The organism is Streptomyces sp. NPDC048297, from assembly GCF_043201585.1.
Taxonomy (GTDB): Bacteria; Actinomycetota; Actinomycetes; order Streptomycetales; family Streptomycetaceae; genus Streptomyces.
Window position 1 is genome coordinate 248,711 of the sequence record NZ_JBICZA010000007.1, and the last position, 14,850, is coordinate 263,560.

The 14,850-nt window shown below is 70.9% G+C and carries 17 protein-coding genes and 2 pseudogenes; 8 read left to right on the top strand and 11 right to left on the bottom strand.

From position 1 onward, the window contains the following. Window positions 1–146 precede the first annotated feature (146 nt). Both ACGFYV_RS10610 and ACGFYV_RS10615 read left to right on the top strand, forming a co-directional pair. Window positions 147–614, top strand: coding sequence for a DUF5709 domain-containing protein (locus ACGFYV_RS10610; RefSeq protein WP_393877984.1), 468 nt, complete (start codon window positions 147–149; stop codon window positions 612–614). Between the two features lie 51 nt (window positions 615–665). Further along, window positions 666–929, top strand: a complete 264-nt coding sequence (locus ACGFYV_RS10615) for a type B 50S ribosomal protein L31 (RefSeq protein WP_393877985.1) — start codon at window positions 666–668, stop codon at window positions 927–929. A 14-nt stretch (window positions 930–943) separates the two neighbouring features. Here ACGFYV_RS10615 and ACGFYV_RS10620 read toward each other — a convergent pair whose 3' ends face one another. Continuing rightward, window positions 944–1,738 carry a metal-dependent hydrolase gene (locus ACGFYV_RS10620; protein ID WP_393877986.1) on the bottom strand — a complete coding sequence of 265 codons (795 nt, stop codon included), beginning with the start codon at window positions 1,736–1,738 and terminating at the stop codon, window positions 944–946. A gap of 145 nt (window positions 1,739–1,883) precedes the next feature. Here ACGFYV_RS10620 and ACGFYV_RS10625 point away from each other — a divergent pair, with 145 nt between their 5' ends. After that, entirely contained in the window at window positions 1,884–4,397 is a 2,514-nt protein-coding gene (locus tag ACGFYV_RS10625; RefSeq protein ID WP_393877987.1) for a DEAD/DEAH box helicase, read from the top strand. Between the two features lie 40 nt (window positions 4,398–4,437). Further along, complete coding sequence (locus tag ACGFYV_RS10630; protein ID WP_393877988.1) at window positions 4,438–5,322, top strand: acyl-CoA thioesterase; 885 nt, start codon at window positions 4,438–4,440, stop codon at window positions 5,320–5,322. Window positions 5,323–5,389: 67 nt separating this feature from the next. On the opposite strand, the gene ACGFYV_RS10635 is transcribed toward ACGFYV_RS10630, so the two are convergent. Continuing rightward, window positions 5,390–6,379 (bottom strand): DUF6397 family protein, encoded by a 990-nt coding sequence (locus tag ACGFYV_RS10635; protein ID WP_393877989.1) that lies wholly within the window; start codon window positions 6,377–6,379, stop codon window positions 5,390–5,392. 151 nt (window positions 6,380–6,530) lie between these two features. Continuing rightward, on the bottom strand, window positions 6,531–6,944 hold the full coding sequence (locus tag ACGFYV_RS10640) for a roadblock/LC7 domain-containing protein (protein ID WP_393877990.1): 414 nt from the start codon (window positions 6,942–6,944) through the stop codon (window positions 6,531–6,533). A gap of 92 nt (window positions 6,945–7,036) precedes the next feature. Between ACGFYV_RS10640 and ACGFYV_RS10645 the strand changes: the two genes are divergently transcribed. Continuing rightward, window positions 7,037–7,465 (top strand): PPOX class F420-dependent oxidoreductase, encoded by a 429-nt coding sequence (locus tag ACGFYV_RS10645; protein ID WP_393877991.1) that lies wholly within the window; start codon window positions 7,037–7,039, stop codon window positions 7,463–7,465. Window positions 7,466–7,474: 9 nt separating this feature from the next. Here ACGFYV_RS10645 and ACGFYV_RS10650 read toward each other — a convergent pair whose 3' ends face one another. The 6 genes from ACGFYV_RS10650 to ACGFYV_RS10675 all read right to left on the bottom strand — a co-directional run bounded on the left by ACGFYV_RS10650 (window position 7,475) and on the right by ACGFYV_RS10675 (window position 12,195). Next, on the bottom strand, window positions 7,475–8,077 hold the full coding sequence (locus tag ACGFYV_RS10650; RefSeq protein WP_393877992.1) for an ATP/GTP-binding protein: 603 nt from the start codon (window positions 8,075–8,077) through the stop codon (window positions 7,475–7,477). A 192-nt stretch (window positions 8,078–8,269) separates the two neighbouring features. Next, a complete protein-coding gene (locus ACGFYV_RS10655; RefSeq protein WP_393877993.1) occupies window positions 8,270–8,707 on the bottom strand; it encodes a DUF742 domain-containing protein in 438 nt (145 codons plus the stop codon). Then, window positions 8,704–9,141 carry a roadblock/LC7 domain-containing protein gene (locus tag ACGFYV_RS10660; protein WP_393877994.1) on the bottom strand — a complete coding sequence of 146 codons (438 nt, stop codon included), beginning with the start codon at window positions 9,139–9,141 and terminating at the stop codon, window positions 8,704–8,706. Before ACGFYV_RS10660 ends, ACGFYV_RS10655 begins: the two co-directional genes overlap by 4 nt. Further along, a complete protein-coding gene (locus ACGFYV_RS10665) occupies window positions 9,138–9,362 on the bottom strand; it encodes a hypothetical protein (protein WP_393877995.1) in 225 nt (74 codons plus the stop codon). Before ACGFYV_RS10665 ends, ACGFYV_RS10660 begins: the two co-directional genes overlap by 4 nt. A 53-nt stretch (window positions 9,363–9,415) precedes the next feature. Further along, entirely contained in the window at window positions 9,416–11,206 is a 1,791-nt protein-coding gene (locus tag ACGFYV_RS10670; RefSeq protein ID WP_393877996.1) for a nitrate- and nitrite sensing domain-containing protein, read from the bottom strand. Window positions 11,207–11,421: 215 nt separating this feature from the next. Beyond that, complete coding sequence (locus ACGFYV_RS10675) at window positions 11,422–12,195, bottom strand: MHYT domain-containing protein (protein ID WP_393877997.1); 774 nt, start codon at window positions 12,193–12,195, stop codon at window positions 11,422–11,424. A gap of 143 nt (window positions 12,196–12,338) precedes the next feature. On the opposite strand from ACGFYV_RS10675, the gene ACGFYV_RS10680 reads away from it, so the two are divergent. Further along, window positions 12,339–12,947 carry a class I SAM-dependent methyltransferase gene (locus tag ACGFYV_RS10680; RefSeq protein WP_393877998.1) on the top strand — a complete coding sequence of 203 codons (609 nt, stop codon included), beginning with the start codon at window positions 12,339–12,341 and terminating at the stop codon, window positions 12,945–12,947. Window positions 12,948–12,996: 49 nt separating this feature from the next. Here ACGFYV_RS10680 and ACGFYV_RS10685 read toward each other — a convergent pair. Then, a pseudogene (locus tag ACGFYV_RS10685) lies at window positions 12,997–13,170 on the bottom strand (alpha/beta hydrolase); the annotation flags it as partial. 173 nt (window positions 13,171–13,343) lie between these two features. On the opposite strand from ACGFYV_RS10685, the pseudogene ACGFYV_RS10690 reads away from it, so the two are divergent. After that, window positions 13,344–13,532, top strand: a pseudogene (locus tag ACGFYV_RS10690) (PadR family transcriptional regulator); the annotation flags it as partial. On the opposite strand, the gene ACGFYV_RS10695 reads toward ACGFYV_RS10690, so the two are convergent. Beyond that, window positions 13,509–14,378 (bottom strand): oxygenase MpaB family protein, encoded by an 870-nt coding sequence (locus ACGFYV_RS10695; protein ID WP_393878017.1) that lies wholly within the window; start codon window positions 14,376–14,378, stop codon window positions 13,509–13,511. The pseudogene ACGFYV_RS10690 and the gene ACGFYV_RS10695 overlap by 24 nt on opposite strands. A 155-nt stretch (window positions 14,379–14,533) precedes the next feature. Between ACGFYV_RS10695 and ACGFYV_RS10700 the strand changes: the two genes are divergently transcribed. After that, on the top strand, window positions 14,534–14,818 hold the full coding sequence (locus tag ACGFYV_RS10700) for a hypothetical protein (protein ID WP_393878018.1): 285 nt from the start codon (window positions 14,534–14,536) through the stop codon (window positions 14,816–14,818). Window positions 14,819–14,850: the final 32 nt, after the last annotated feature.

The following is a 14,850-nucleotide window of genomic DNA, read 5'->3' on the forward strand; positions in this document are numbered from 1 at the left end:
AGGGGTGGAAGGCTGGATAGCGGCACCGGTACGGGGAACACCGGGGAACCTTCCGGTTCTCGGCGTGCACACTCCGTGCCCGGCGCGCCGACGGGCCACCGCCCTTCACGGTGGTACGCGGCCGTGCTCATGACCTGGAGGTTCCCGTGAAAAGCGACGGATGGGGGGATGACGTCTACCAGCCCGACGCCTCCGAGATCCGGGAGGACACGGGCGTGCTCGACGTCGAGGACACGCTGGACTTCGACGGCGTCGAGGATCCCCTCGACCGGGGCTGGTCCCCTCCCGAGCGCCCCTGGGCGGTCGAGCACGACGGCGTGACGGCATCGGAGCGGCACGCCGGGGAGACGCTGGACCAGCGGCTCGCCGAGGAGCTGCCCGATATGGCCGTCGTCGACGGCGACGGCATCGGCGACTGCTCCGGCACCGACGGGGAACTCCTGGACAACGAGGTCGGCACCATGCGCTCCGGCCGTCTCGTGGCCCCCGACGAAGGGGCGCACGAGGACGAGGAGAGCGCCCTCGTGGCCACCGACGTCGGTATCGACGGCGCTGCCGCCTCCGCCGAGGAGGCCGCGATGCACATCGTCGATGAGGACTCCTTGTCCGGCTGACCCGGATACCCTGGACCTCCCCTGCCCCACCGCCGCGCGCGAGGAGCCGCCATGCAGCAGGACAAGCACCCCGACTACCGCCCCGTGGTCTTCCGTGACCGCGCCGCCGGATACGCGTTCCTCACCCGGTCCACCGCGAACAGCGAGCAGACCATCGAGTGGGACGACGGTGAGACGTACCCGGTGATCGACGTGGAGATCTCCTCCGAGAGCCACCCCTTCTTCACGGGCAAGGCCCGCACGGTGGACACCGAGGGCCGCATCGCCCGGTTCGAGCGGCAGTACGGCGGGGCGGAGTCGAGCGAGGCGAGCTGAGCGGGAGGGGTACGTCAGATCACGTTGAGGGCCGCGGCGCAGCCCACTCCCCCGAGCAGCATGAACGCGGGCATCAGCACCTTCAGCTCGACCCAGCTGCCGGCCCGGAACCGCATCGCCTTCGGCGGGCCGATCGGGTACCAGCGCTTGCGGCCCAGCGGGATGGGCCACAGGATCGGGCAGCCGGAGACGGTCAGCGCGTCCCCGATGTCGTGCACGAGCGCGCCCAGCACGATCGGCAGTCCCAGCCACAGGTACTCCTGGCCTGGCTGGGTGAAGAGCCAGTCGGAACCGTTGCCCGGCTTGTCGAGGATTCCCGCGAGGATCCACGCGCTGGTCGCCGCGAGCAGCCAGACCAGGATGTCGCTGCTGGAGCCCCGGGCCGCCCGCCACAACAGGCCTTCGATCGCCAGCACCATGTGCACGAACAGGATCGCCAGCACGGCCCAGCGGCCCCCCGCGAGCGCCGCCGCCGAGCAGCCGGCGCCGAGCAGGACCGCCCAGAGCCAGGTGTGTGTCAGCGTGCGGTGGCCGCCGTTGCGGCGCGGGTCGCCCTGCTTCCTGGTCGCCTTGTAGACGACGTAGGACAGCTTGTCGACGATCTCGCAGATCCCGTGGGAGATCGGCCCGAAGGAGCGCGAGATGGTCGCCGCCTTGTGATCGAGGTCCGGTGCGAGTGCGGCACCGGCGCAGATCAGCGCGCCGACGAGGAGAACGGGCCAGGGCATCGCATGACCGGTCGCGGCGGCTGCCGCTCCGACCCCGAGCCAGGCCGCGGCCCCCGACAGTGAGTGTGCTGGTCCCATCATGGCCGCTTCCCGCCCCATTCCTCGTGTGCCGCTGTCCAGTTGACCCGGTGCGCTGACGCGCTGTCGGCGACACAGCGTAGCGGCCGCGGTCTTCGCACCGGCAGCCGATTCCCCTCTCGGGGAGAAGGCCAGGCAAGATGGGTGCGTGACCCTCATCGATCAGCTGCCGCCGACCGCCGACCCCGATGCCCTGTACGAAGCCTTCGAGTCGTGGGCCCAGGAGCGCGGCCTCACCCTCTATCCGCACCAGGAGGAGGCGCTGATCGAGGTGGTCTCCGGGGCGAACGTGATCGTCTCGACGCCCACCGGGTCCGGCAAGAGCATGATCGCCGCGGGCGCCCACTTCGCCGCGCTGGCACGGGACGAGGTCACCTTCTACACGGCCCCGATCAAGGCGCTGGTGTCGGAGAAGTTCTTCGAGCTGTGCAAGATCTTCGGCACCGAGAACGTCGGCATGCTCACCGGCGACGCCTCGGTGAACTCGGACGCGCCGGTGATCTGCTGCACGGCCGAGGTCCTCGCGTCCATCGCCTTGCGTGACGGCAAGGCAGCGGACGTCGGCCAGGTCGTGATGGACGAGTTCCACTTCTACGCGGAGGGCGACCGCGGCTGGGCCTGGCAGATCCCGCTGCTGGAGCTCCCCCAGGCGCAGTTCATCCTGATGTCGGCCACTTTGGGCGATGTGTCCTTCTTCGAGAAGGACCTCGCTCGGCGCACCGGCCGCCCCACGTCGGTGGTCCGCTCGGCGACCCGCCCCGTGCCGCTCTCCTACGAGTACAAACTGACCCCGCTCACCGAGACCCTCACCGACCTGCTGGAGACCAGGCAGGCTCCGGTGTACATCGTGCACTTCACGCAGGCTCAGGCCGTGGAGCGGGCGCAGGCGCTGATGAGCATCAACATGTGCTCGCGCGAGGAGAAGGAACAGATCGCCGAGCTGATCGGCAACTTCCGCTTCACCACCAAGTTCGGCCGCAACCTGTCCCGTTACGTCCGCCACGGCATCGGCGTCCACCACGCCGGCATGCTGCCCAAGTACCGGCGCCTGGTGGAGAAGCTCGCCCAGGCCGGCCTGCTGAAGGTCATCTGCGGCACCGACACGCTCGGCGTGGGCGTCAACGTGCCCATTCGCACGGTGCTGTTCACGGCCCTGACCAAGTACGACGGCAACCGCGTACGCACACTGCGGGCGCGCGAGTTCCACCAGATCGCGGGCCGGGCCGGCCGGGCGGGCTTCGACACGGCGGGGCTCGTCGTCGCGCAGGCGCCCGAGCACGTCATCGAGAACGAGAAGGCCCTCGCGAAGGCCGGCGACGACCCGAAGAAGCGCCGCAAGGTGGTGCGCAAGAAGGCACCGGAGGGCTTCGTCGGCTGGACGGAGAACACCTTCGAGAAGCTGATCGCCTCCGATCCCGAGCCGCTGACGTCGCGCTTCCGGGTGACGCACACGATGCTGCTCTCGGTGATCGCCCGGCCCGGCAACGCGTTCGAGGCGATGCGTCACCTCCTCGAGGACAACCACGAGCCGCGCAAGCAGCAGTTGAGGCACATCCGCCGCGCGATCGCGATCTACCGCTCGCTCCTGGACGGCGGGATCGTCGAGAAGCTCGACACGCCTGACGCCGAGGGCCGCATCGTCCGTCTCACGGTCGACCTGCAGCAGGACTTCGCGCTCAACCAGCCGCTGTCCACGTTCGCACTGGCCTCGTTCGAACTCCTCGACCCCGAGTCGCCGTCCTACGCACTCGACATGGTGTCCGTGGTCGAGTCCACGCTGGACGACCCGCGGCAGATCCTCGTCGCCCAGCAGAACAAGGCGCGCGGCGAGGCCGTGGCCGCGATGAAGGCGGACGGTGTCGAGTACGAGGAGCGCATGGAGCGCCTCCAGGACATCTCGTACCCGAAGCCGCTGGAGGAGTTGCTCTTCCACGCGTACAACACCTACCGCAAGAGCCACCCGTGGGTCGGCGACCACCCGCTGTCGCCGAAGTCCGTGATCCGCGACATGTACGAACGGGCCATGTCCTTCACGGAGTTGGTGTCCTTCTACGAGCTGGCCCGCACCGAGGGCATCGTGCTGCGCTACCTCGCCAGCGCCTACAAGACACTCGACCACACCATCCCGGACGACCTGAAGTCCGAGGATCTCCAGGATCTGATCGAGTGGCTCGGCGAGATGGTGCGCCAGGTGGACTCCAGCCTGCTGGACGAGTGGGAGCAGCTGGCCAACCCGGAGGAGATGACCGCCGAGGAGGCCCAGGAGAAGGCCGACGAGGTCAAGCCGGTCACCGCCAACGCGCGCGCCTTCCGCGTCCTCGTCCGCAACGCCCTGTTCCGTCGTGTGGAACTCGCGGCCCTGGACCAGGTCGAGGAACTCGGCGAGATGGACGCCGAATCCGGCTGGGACGCCGACGCGTGGGGCGAGGCGATGGACAAGTACTGGGACGAGTACGACGACCTCGGCACCGGTCCCGACGCCCGCGGCCCCAAGCTGCTGGTGATCAAGGAGAAGCCGGAGAACGGCCTCTGGCGCGTCCGCCAGATCTTCGACGACCCGAACGACGACCACGACTGGGGCATCAGCGCGGAGGTCGACCTGGCGGCCTCCGACGCCGAGGGCCGTGCCGTGGTCCGCGTCACCGATGTCGGCCAGCTGTGAACCGTCCGCGCCCGGCCGCGAGCCAAGGAGAAACCCACCGATGACGAACCCGGCCGACACACTGGTCGACCTGCTCGACCTGGAGCAGATAGAGGTCAACATCTTCCGTGGCCGAAGCCCGCAGGAGTCCCTGCAGCGGGTCTTCGGCGGCCAGGTCGCGGGCCAGGCGCTGGTGGCCGCCGGGCGCACCACGGACGGCGGCCGGCCCGTGCACTCGCTGCACGCGTACTTCCTGCGTCCGGGCCGGCCGGGCGTGCCGATCGTGTACCAGGTGGAGCGGGTCCGCGACGGACGTTCGTTCACGACGCGCCGGGTCACGGCGGTGCAGCAGGGCCGCACGATCTTCAATCTGACCGCCTCCTTTCACAAGCCTGAGGAAGGACCGTTCGAGCATCAGTTGCCGCCGGCCCGCGAGATGCCGCACCCGGAGTCGCTGCCGACGGTCACCGAGGAGATCCGCAAGCATCTGGGCGCGCTGCCCGAGCAGTTGGAGCTGATGGCGCGCCGTCAGCCCTTCGACATCCGCTACGTCGACCGGCTGCGCTGGCACGCCGAGGAGATCCAGGGCGCCGAGCCGCGCAGCGCCGTGTGGATGCGCGCGGTCGGGCCGCTCGGCGACGACCCGCTGGTGCACACCTGCGCGCTGACCTACGCGAGCGACATGACCTTGCTCGACGCGGTCCGCATTCCGATCGAACCCCTGTGGGGCCCGCGGAACTTCGACATGGCGTCCCTGGACCACGCCATGTGGTTCCACCGGCCGTTCCGCGCGGACGAGTGGTTCCTGTACGACCAGGAGTCGCCGGTCGCGGTGGGCGGCCGGGGTCTGGCTCGCGGGCGCATCTACGACCTTCAGGGACGTCTGCTCGTCTCGGTCGTCCAGGAGGGCCTCTTCAGGTCCCTCCAAGTGGCCGCTCCGCAGTAGGCCACATCGTCACACCCGTCACACCCGTCACACCCGTCGTGGGTGTTCAGCCTCGGGCCTCTGGCGTTCAGGCCTCGGCCTCCGCATGCCGGGGGCGGGGGCTTCTGCGGCGCAGCCAGGCGCGCAGTCCTCGCGGTGTGCGCGGCTCTTCCGGCGCGGACTTCCGGGCGGCGGGCGCGGGCTCGGTGCGCGGCAAAGGCGCGGACACGACCCGGTGCGTGGGCGCGAGCCGTGGTGCGGGATTCGGCGGTGTGGGCGAGCCGTGTCGTGGGGCCGGGCGCGGGGCGGGAGAGTGGGCGCGTGCCTCCCGCACCGCCTGAGCGAGCTCGCTTCGGAGCCAGGCGATCTCGTCCGCGTCGTGCGCCGTCATCAGTTCCTCCGCGAGGTGCGCGGAGGGCGACCCCGGGGCACTGTGGTCGAGCGACGCGGGCCGCAGCCGGTTCAACCGGGCCCGCTCGGAGGGATCGCGGACGACGTCCGCGACCTCGACGGGCGAGAGGAAGGCGGCCATGGCCCCGGCCCTCGCCCACGGATCCTCGGCCTGTCGCAGCAGGAATCCGAGATGCCGTCCGCGCCAGTTGCGGGCGCGCAGGTCCACACCCGCCGCGACCTGGCTCCTCAGGGTCTCGGGCGTACGCCCCTTGAGCAGGGACGCGTTCTCGTCGGCGGCCACGAACTCCCTCAGTTCCTCGGCCAGATAGAGCCACACCACAGCTCGGTAGCGGTTCAGGTAGAAGCGGACCGGGACCAGCAGTCCCAGACGCGCGAGGCGGGTGAACCTGCCCGCCGGGATCTTCATGAGCGCGGCCCCCTCCGCGGTGCCCACGACCCGCACGCGCTGCCGGAGGGTTTCCGGGAAGCCGTCCTGGGCGCGCAGCCGGTCGAGCTCCGTCCGCTCGACCCGACGGCCTCCCCCACCGCCCTCGTCGGGCACCGTCCGGATGCGGCCGAGACGGACCGCCAGGTCGAACTCCCCTCGCCTGAGGCCCAGTTCCCGGGCCGCGTGACTCGGCGTGCAGGTGATGGAGCGGGGTGGGGCGCAGGTGCTTGCGGACATGGTCGTACTCCCCCGTGGAGTGGGTCGCTCACGCCTTGTGCGTAAGCCGTGCACACACCGTAGCCGGATTCACGCACCGTGATGTGAGCCTGTGGATAACTCCATGGGTGAAGACGAACGAGCAGGTCAGAAGCCCACTCTCGTTGAAGTGTCAGAAGTCCGCTGTCGGAGTGTGCTCGGGCTGCCGGGCGCCCACGCCCAGGTGTTCGCCGACGCGGTTGACGAGCAGCGTCATCTCGTAGGCGATCTGGCCGATGTCGGTCTCCGCGCCGCTGAGCACGCACAGACAGCTCCCGGCGCCGGCGGCGGTGACGAACAGCACGGCGTCGTCGAACTCGATCATCGTCTGCCGCACCCCACCCGCGCCGAAGTGGCGCCCCGACCCCTTGGCCAGGCTGTGCAGGCCGGAGGCGACGGCGGCCAGATGCTCGGCGTCCTCGCGGCGCAGGCCGGTACTCGCACCGGTGACCAGCCCGTCGTTCGACAGGACCAGCGCGTGCCGTACGTGGTCGACCCGCTCGGTCAGATCGTCCAGGAGCCAGCCGAGTCTCTGGTTCTGCGCCATGTTCCGTCTCCCCGTGTGACGTCTCCCCCTGGCCGGAGGATTTCTCCGCCAGCCTTCCCCACCGCCGCCGTCCGGGCAAGCAGGATGGGCGTATGGCACAGAAGATGACCGACGAGGAATGGCGGGCGTTCGTCTCGCACGGCACCCGCACCGGGAAGCTGGCGACGGTCCGGGCCGACGGGAGCCCTCATCTCGCTCCGATCTGGTTCCTGCTGGACGGCGACGACCTGGTTTTCAACACCGGTGAGAAAACCGTGAAAGGGCGCAATCTCACCCGTGACGGACGGGTCGCGCTCTGCGTGGACGACGACCGACCGCCGTTCTCCTTCGTGACGCTGAACGGACGCGCCCGGCTCTCGGACGACCTGGCCGAGGTGCGCCACTGGGCCACCCGGATCGCCGCACGGTACATGGGCGATGAACGCGCCGAGGAGTTCGGCGCGCGAAACGGCGTCCCGGGTGAGCTGTTGGTCAGGGTCACTGTCGACAAGGTGGTCGCGATGAACGGCGTGTCGAGCTGAGGCGTCGGTTCAGCTCACCGAGTCCAGGAGCCGGGCGGTGTGCATCCGCCCGGCGTACTCGACCAGGCGGATCAGTACGTCCTTGCCGGAGGCCCGGTCCCGCGCGTCGCACAGGACCACGGGAGTCCCCTGGTCCAGGTCGAGGGCGCGGGAGACGTCGTGAGCGGCGTAGGCGCGCGCCCCTGCGAAGCAGTTGACGGCCACCACGAAGGGGATGCGCCGGTGCTCGAAGTAGTCGACCGCCGGAAAGCAGTCCTCCAGTCGCCGGGTGTCCGCGAGGACCACGGCTCCGAGGGCGCCTTGTGACAGTTCGTCCCACAGGAACCAGAAGCGGTCCTGGCCCGGTGTCCCGAAGAGGTACAAGGAGAGGCCGGAGCGGATGGTGATGCGTCCGAAGTCCATGGCCACGGTCGTGGTGACCTTGTGGTCCACTCCGTCGGTGTCGTCCACCAACTGACCCGCTTCGCTGAGCAGTTCCTCCGTGCGCAGCGGCCGGATCTCGCTGACGGCCCCGACGAGGGTCGTCTTGCCGACGCCGAACCCGCCGGCGACCAGTATCTTCAGCGCCAGGGCGGAGGCGTCGCCGGCGGCGTCGGAGTGCTCGGAGACCATGATCACTTCTCTCGGGTGGGCCGACTGCGGTCGTGGGGAGCGGCGGATGAAGTCAGCATCATGACGACTCCGCCATCCCTGTGGGGGTTGAGGACTGAAACGCGCCTGATGTGACCGACTCGCGCCCGGTCGGTTTCGGGACGCGTACGGGGCGGTGCGCGCGGTGGTGACCGCTTGGTCGTGTGCGTTCATCTACAGGGCCCGCAGCCCCTCGATCACCTCGCGGAGAATCCGTTCGTCCGGCAGGCGTGCCGGGGGCACCGGACGACTGACGGTGACACAGCCCCGTTCCGCGAGGTCGCCGAGGAGCACCCGGACCACCCCTACGGGGAGGTCCGCGTCCGCGGCGAGTTCGGCGACCGACTGTGTCTCCGTGCGGCACAGATCGAGCAGGGTGCGGTGTTCGGGGCCGAGCGCGGTGTCGTCGTCCAGGGCCGGTGCCGCGGGGTCGAGGGTGACGAGCGCGACCAGGTCGAAGCGCGCTCCGGTGGGGCCCGGCTGTGTGCGCCCGCCGGTCATCGCATAGGGGCGGACCAGGGGCCCGGCCTCGCCGTCGTACCACTGGCTGTCCGGCTTCCGCGGACCGCCGCTCGGGTTCTCGGTCGATCCGTGGTGCCCCCTCCGGCTCATCCGGCGGCGGGCGGCCGGGCGGCGACGCGCGGTGCCGTGCGGAGGTGTTCGCCCACCCGCTTGACCAGGCGTGCCATCTCGTAGGCCACCAGGCCGATGTCGCACGAGGCCGCCGTGAGAACCGCGAGGCAGGAGCCGTCGCCGGCCGCTGCCACGAAGAGGAAGGCGTCGTCCATCTCCACCATGGTCTGGCGTACGCCGCCCGCTCCGAAGTGCCGTCCCGCGCCCTTGGCGAGGCTGCTGAAACCGGAGGCCACGGCGGCGAGATGTTCCGCGTCCTCCCGTGCGAGGCCGGCCGAGGCGCCGACGGCCAGACCGTCGTTGGACAGCACGATGGCGTGCCGCACCTCTCTCACCCGCGTCACCAGGTCGTCCAGCAGCCAGTCGAGTTCGCCGGATCGCTGGGCGGCCCTCATGTCGTGGTCCTGGATCATGCCGGGTCTCCTTGGGTCTTGTCGGTGCCCGTGCCAGGTTCCAAAGCCGAGCCGCGGCCGGGCTGTCCGCTTGCTCCGCGTGTCCAGCCGTCGCGGTAGGCCGTCATGCCGTCCCGTACGAGTTCGGGTGTGCGCCGCTCGTCGCCGCGCGGTGCCGGTCCGGATGCCGGTTCACCGGTGCGCTGCCGGCGGAGCTGGGGGGCGAGGCTCGCCTGGCGCACACGGCGAGGGAGGTTCTCGGAGGGGTCGGATTCGCTGGGCGGGCGGTGTGGCCTCAGGGCGGTGACTCCGGGAGGCCAGGGCTCGTGCGCGGGGGTCGAGGGGGCGGGGGCGGAAGGGGCGGGAGTTCAAGGTGCACCTGCGCACCTCCCCCTACGGAGGCACCACCGCCGTCGTCCTGCTGCCCACCGCCCTGCTGCACACCGGCTCCGCATCGGACCGGGCCCTGGAGGAGAAAGCACCACCCCCGGAAAAACGCGCCCACGCGCACGTGCCTGACGCCTCCCCACCTCCCTCCGCCGTCGCCGCGCGGACCGGCCACCCCGCCCTCACGGCCACCGCCCCTTCTGAGGTGGTCGAGGCGGAACAGGTCGCTCAGTTCGTCGGGGTCGTCGGAGCGGCGCTCCATGCTGTCCAGGAGGCTGAGTTGGCGGTGCACCAGCACTTGGCTGCGGCGGGCGAGGTTGACGAACACGCCGGAGATGCCGCTGGCGAGTTCGGCGCGCTCCACCGCGGCGTGCAGTGCGGCACGGTGGACGGTCGTCAGGGCTTCCGCCACCTGCCCGGTCTCGTCTTCGGCGGGTGGTCCGGCGGGGGCCTCGGCCCGGATGTCGATCTCCTCGCCTGCGCGCAGCTTCCCCATGGCCGCGGGGAGTTTGCGGCGGGCGATCTCCAGGGCGTCGTTGCGCAGGCTGACCAGCTCGACCACGAGGGCGCGTCCGATGCGGACGGAGATGACGAGCGAGGCGACCACGGCCACGAGGCCGAAGAGCACCGCCGCGCCCGCCGGGCTGAGCAGGCCGCGGGCGTAGGGGTCGGCGCGGCCGGCGACGGCACGGCCCGTGTCCGCCGCGACGGCGCCCATGCCGTTCTGCACACGCGCGTGGGCGGTGGTCCAGGCGGCGCCGGGTGACGTGTCGACCGCTTTGGCGGTGGGGCCGGCGGTGAGGATCTTGTCCTCGGCGGTGGTGAGGGTGGTGCAGGCGTCGCCGCTGGTGAGCTGGTGCCAGGCGGCGCGCTGGGTCCCTGGGAGGTCGGCGACGGCCGCCTCGGTGAAGGTGCGGCGTGTGGCGACGGCCGCGTCGAACAGGCGCAGCCGTTCGCCCTGGAGGCCGTCGGCAGGGCGGACGCTGCCGAGGACGTCGTCCTCCTGGGCCAGCGCTTCGGCCGCGCGTGAGAATTCGAGCAGCACGCGCGCGTCGGAGCCCACGTCGGCCTGTTGGATGCCGGTCAGGGCCCCGTCCACGGCGAAGGCGGTCGCGATGGTCCGCGTGTACTGGCCGTATGTCTCGCCCCAGCCGGTCTTGCGGTCGAGCACGGCCGTCCGCAGGGTGCGCAGCCGTTCGGTGCCGGCGACGAAGGCTTCGAGGCGACGGGTGACCTCGGAGGGCAGTTCCTGGCTGTCGGCGACCGTGCTGTCGGCGCCGAGCCGCAGATCGGCCACGGCCCGGTCGGTGCGGGACGCGAGAGCTTGCAGGTCGTCTCCGCGGGCCGCGTCCCGATCCGCGGCGTACCGCACGGCGGCGGCACGCTCGGTCTGCAGGGCGGTGACGGCCGCGGCCACGGGGGCACGCAGTTCGGCCTCGACGCGCTGGGACTGGCGCAGCCTCGCGACGTCCTGGACGGTGCTGACGGTGGCGTAGGCCCACAGGGCGAGCAGGGAGACGACGGGCACCATCAGCAGGCAGACCACTTTGGCGCGCACGGCCCGGGGGCGCATCCGCCAGCGGCCGGCCTTCGCGGGCGTACCGTCCGGTGATGTGCCGGGGAGCATGGCCACCGTCTCGTCGGCCGGCGGCCCGGCGTGCGCACGTCGGCCGCGGCGCGGGGGCGGGGACTGCGTCACGGGGCCGGCTTTCGGTGTGCTTCGGGCTGGGCGCATGGCCTCCTCGCTCGGGACGTGGGTCGGGGCTCGCGGGCGGCTCTCAGGCGGACGCGCGGGTGGCTCTCAGGCGGAGTCGTAGGCGGGCTCTCAGGCGGAGTCGTAGGCGGGCTCTCAGGCGGAGTCGTAGGCGGGCTCTCAGGCGGACCGGCGGGCGGGCTCTCGAGCCGGGTTCCCAGCTAGCGGGCAGCGCTCTCGACGGGCCGCTGTGCCGAGGCCGAGGCCTCACGCTCGTCGGCGCTGGGCGAGAGGGCGACGAAGGCCGAGGTGAGGAACAGGTAGGACCCGAGGCCCACGGCGAGGGGAAAGATGAACTGCATCGCCGTGGCCCCGGGCAGCGCCTCGCTGGAGGGTTCGACCCGCACGCCGACCGCGAACATGCCGGTGTAGTGCATGCTGCTGACGGCCACTCCCATGACCAGGAAGGCGAGGGTGACGGCGACGGGCGACTTGATGTTCAGGCCCGCCCACAGCGCCGCGGTGGCCGCGACCACGGCGATCAGGACCGACAGTCCGACGAGCGCCGGGTTGTAGGCGACGTCGCCGTGCAGCTGCACGGCCGCCATGCCCAGGTAGTGCATGCTGGCGACGCCCAACCCGGTGGTCAGGCCGCCGATGAGGAGCGCACGGTTGCGGTCCCGGCTGTAGTCGACGGCGAAGACTCCGGCGCAGACGACGACCATGGCGACGACGAGGCTGAGGATGGTCAGCGGCACGTCGTAGCGGATGTCGGTACCGCTGACCCTGAAGCCGAGCATGGCCACGAAGTGCATGGTCCAGATGCCGGTGCCGATGGCGGAGGCGGCGGTGACGAGCCAGTTGCGGCGCGGGCGGCCGGTGGTGGCGAGCGCGCGCATGGTGCAGCGCAGTCCGAGTGCGGCGCCTATGCAGGCCATCACGTACGACAGAACGGGGGTCAGCCAGCCGAAGGCGGCGTGGTCCATGTGTCCCATGGCCCCGGGACGCTAGCTGGAGCAGGGGCGCGCAAAGGGGGCGCCTTTCGAAAGGTGTTGGAATATGACGCGGAGATGAGACGGAACGATCGCGTCCCGTTCGAACATGTGCGCAGGAGTGCCACTCTGAACGGTGAGGGATCATGCGAAACATGAGCGATGACCACACACGCGTCCAGGAGTTCTTCACCGCGCGAGCGGCCGACTGGGACCGCAAGTTTCCCGACGACGGCCCCGCCTTCGCCGCCGCCGTCGCCGAGCTGGGCCTGCGCGCGGGCGACCGGGTACTCGACGCGGGATGCGGCACGGGCCGCGCCCTGCCGCCCCTGCGTGCCGCCGTGGGGCCCTCCGGGGTGGTGTTGGGTGCCGATCTGACTCCAGCGATGCTCCAGGCCGCCGTGCGCGCGGGCAGGGGCCGCGACGGTCTTCTGCTGCTCGCGGACGTCGCCGCGCTGCCCCTGCGGTCGGGTTCCCTGGACGCCGTGTTCGCCGCGGGCCTGATCGCGCACCTGCCGCGGCCCGTCGAGAACCTGCGGGAGCTGGCCCGGGTGGTGCGGCCCGGCGGCACGCTCGCGCTGTTCCACCCCATCGGCCGGGCGGCCCTCGCGGCTCGCCAGGGACGGCAGATCACCCCCGACGACCTGCGGGCCGAGGCAAATCTGGGTCCGCTCCTGGCCCGTTCGGGCTGGCGCATGACGTCGTACGTCGACGAGGACTCCCGCTTCCTCGCGCTGGGGGTGCGCAAGGGCTGAGGCCCCTGCTGGGGTCCTGGCTGGGGTCCCTGCTGAGGTCCCTGCGGGCTCAGTGCCGTCCCGCGACGGCTGCCACGAAGGCGTTGGGGTTGTCGAACATGACGTTGTGTCCGGCGCCGGGCACCGTCACCACGCGCACCGCGGCGGCCTCCAGCCGCTCTCTGCCGGGCAGTTCACTGCTGTGTTCGCCCGGAAGGAAGACGCGGTCAATCGTCAGCCCTTCCCCCGGTGCAACGCCATCGCCACGGCCCCCCATTACCTTCTTGGTGGCCCTGCAATGGGGCGCCCGGCCTTCGGGTCCGGCTCCCTTTGCCGTCGAACTCGGCCTGCTGCACGGCGCCCTCCCTGGTGTCCGCGATGACACCGCTCACCCTGACCGGGGAGGGCGGACGGGAACTGCGGCGCCGGCCGGCCTTCCTTGAGGAGCCGGCGAGCTTCTTCTACGGCGGTGACCGGCCGCTGCGCGCCGAGGAGGTGGACGATCCGTTCCGGCGCGGCGTCCTCGCCATCGCGCGGGCCACGAGCCGGGCCGAACACGCCCGGCTGCGCGACACCCTTGCCTCACTCGAGGCCGTCGGCGGCTGAGGTGTCCCGGTGTCTGACCGGGCACCCGCGCAGTCCCGGGACCGGGCGGGTGCCCAGGTCCGCCGGACGGTAGCCGTCCGGGTAGCTCTTGACCTCCCGGTTCTGCCGTGCGAAGTGCGCGCTGCGGCGCGGTGGCAGCAGCCGGACCAGCCGGCCGCGGGTCCATACGGCGCGGCGCACGAGGGCGGTGGTGGCCGCGCCGGGCGCCTCATAGCGGAAGGCGCGCAGCAGGGCCTCGTCGAGCAGGGCGAGTGTCGCGGTGCGCAGCAGCGGCGCCAGCGGGCGCGGGTACCAGGAGGTCACCAGACCGAGTGTGGCGTCGGAGACCTCCCGCGACCGCTCGTCCCAGGCGAAGTGGGCCTCTTCGTAGGCGTCGAGGAGGGATTCGAACTCCTCGTAGGTCTCGGGGATGTCGGGGATGCCCATGTGACGGCCGAGGGTGCGGTAGTACTCGGTGGCGGCGACGATCTCGTGCCGCGACAGGCGCCGCCAGCCGTAGGCGTCGATCCATCGCCTGGGCATCACCACGAAAGTGGACAGCACGTAGCGCATGTCGTCGTCGCTGATGTCGTAACTGCGGTGCATCTGGTTGACGCGACGGATCGCGGTACGGCCCTCTTCGGTGGTGAAGCCGTGTTCCACGACGGTGTCGAGGAGGAGCACCGTGTCGTCGTACCGCTTCTGGGGACGCTCGGTCAGCTCCGCCGTCTCGGCGATCAGACGGCCGATGCTCGGGACGGCATAGGTGCGGTACAGAGCGAATTCCAGGGCCCTCGTGTAGTCCCAGGGGAATTCGAACGCCACACTGAGCTGGTAGATCTCGAAGGCGTCCGCGACCGGATCCATCCGGCGGATCCGCTCGAGCCGCTCGAGCCGCTCGAAGCGCTTCACCACTTCATGCCCCTTCTTCTGCCGGAGTATCAACTCTATGTTGAGCAGCGGCAGATGAGCGTTCGGCTACGACTCCGTCCAGGGGGAAGGTGGCTCACGTGATCGACATGATGCGTGCGTACGCCGCGAGACTCCGCCGCTTCCCGCGTGCGGAGGGTGCGAACGAACCGGAGAGGCGAACGCACAACTTGTTCGAGGCCGCGGCCGCCTATGTGGCAGCCCGTGCGGATGGCGACGAGGACCGGATCGACGAGGCTTCGGCGTGGGTGTCGCCGGAGGCGCTGTCCTTCGGCGTGAGCGAGCTGGCCTGCCGTGCGGTGGTCGCGCTCGCCCGGGAGCGCGACGCGTCGCCGGGTGCGGTGGCACGAGACCTGCTCGGGCTGCCGGCGGCCTGAGCGGAAATCGTCCGCGGAACAGAGGTGTTTCG

Coding starts and splice junctions, on each gene's coding strand:
- ACGFYV_RS10615 (WP_393877985.1), top strand. CDS start 666: ATGCAGCAGGACAAGCACCCCGACTACCGCCCCGTGGTCTTCCGTGAC.
- ACGFYV_RS10620 (WP_393877986.1), bottom strand. CDS start 1,738: ATGATGGGACCAGCACACTCACTGTCGGGGGCCGCGGCCTGGCTCGGG.
- ACGFYV_RS10630 (WP_393877988.1), top strand. CDS start 4,438: ATGACGAACCCGGCCGACACACTGGTCGACCTGCTCGACCTGGAGCAG.
- ACGFYV_RS10635 (WP_393877989.1), bottom strand. CDS start 6,379: ATGTCCGCAAGCACCTGCGCCCCACCCCGCTCCATCACCTGCACGCCG.
- ACGFYV_RS10640 (WP_393877990.1), bottom strand. CDS start 6,944: ATGGCGCAGAACCAGAGACTCGGCTGGCTCCTGGACGATCTGACCGAG.
- ACGFYV_RS10645 (WP_393877991.1), top strand. CDS start 7,037: ATGGCACAGAAGATGACCGACGAGGAATGGCGGGCGTTCGTCTCGCAC.
- ACGFYV_RS10650 (WP_393877992.1), bottom strand. CDS start 8,077: ATGGTCTCCGAGCACTCCGACGCCGCCGGCGACGCCTCCGCCCTGGCG.
- ACGFYV_RS10655 (WP_393877993.1), bottom strand. CDS start 8,707: ATGAGCCGGAGGGGGCACCACGGATCGACCGAGAACCCGAGCGGCGGT.
- ACGFYV_RS10660 (WP_393877994.1), bottom strand. CDS start 9,141: ATGATCCAGGACCACGACATGAGGGCCGCCCAGCGATCCGGCGAACTC.
- ACGFYV_RS10675 (WP_393877997.1), bottom strand. CDS start 12,195: ATGGGACACATGGACCACGCCGCCTTCGGCTGGCTGACCCCCGTTCTG.
- ACGFYV_RS10680 (WP_393877998.1), top strand. CDS start 12,339: ATGCGAAACATGAGCGATGACCACACACGCGTCCAGGAGTTCTTCACC.
- ACGFYV_RS10695 (WP_393878017.1), bottom strand. CDS start 14,378: ATGGATCCGGTCGCGGACGCCTTCGAGATCTACCAGCTCAGTGTGGCG.
- ACGFYV_RS10700 (WP_393878018.1), top strand. CDS start 14,534: ATGCGTGCGTACGCCGCGAGACTCCGCCGCTTCCCGCGTGCGGAGGGT.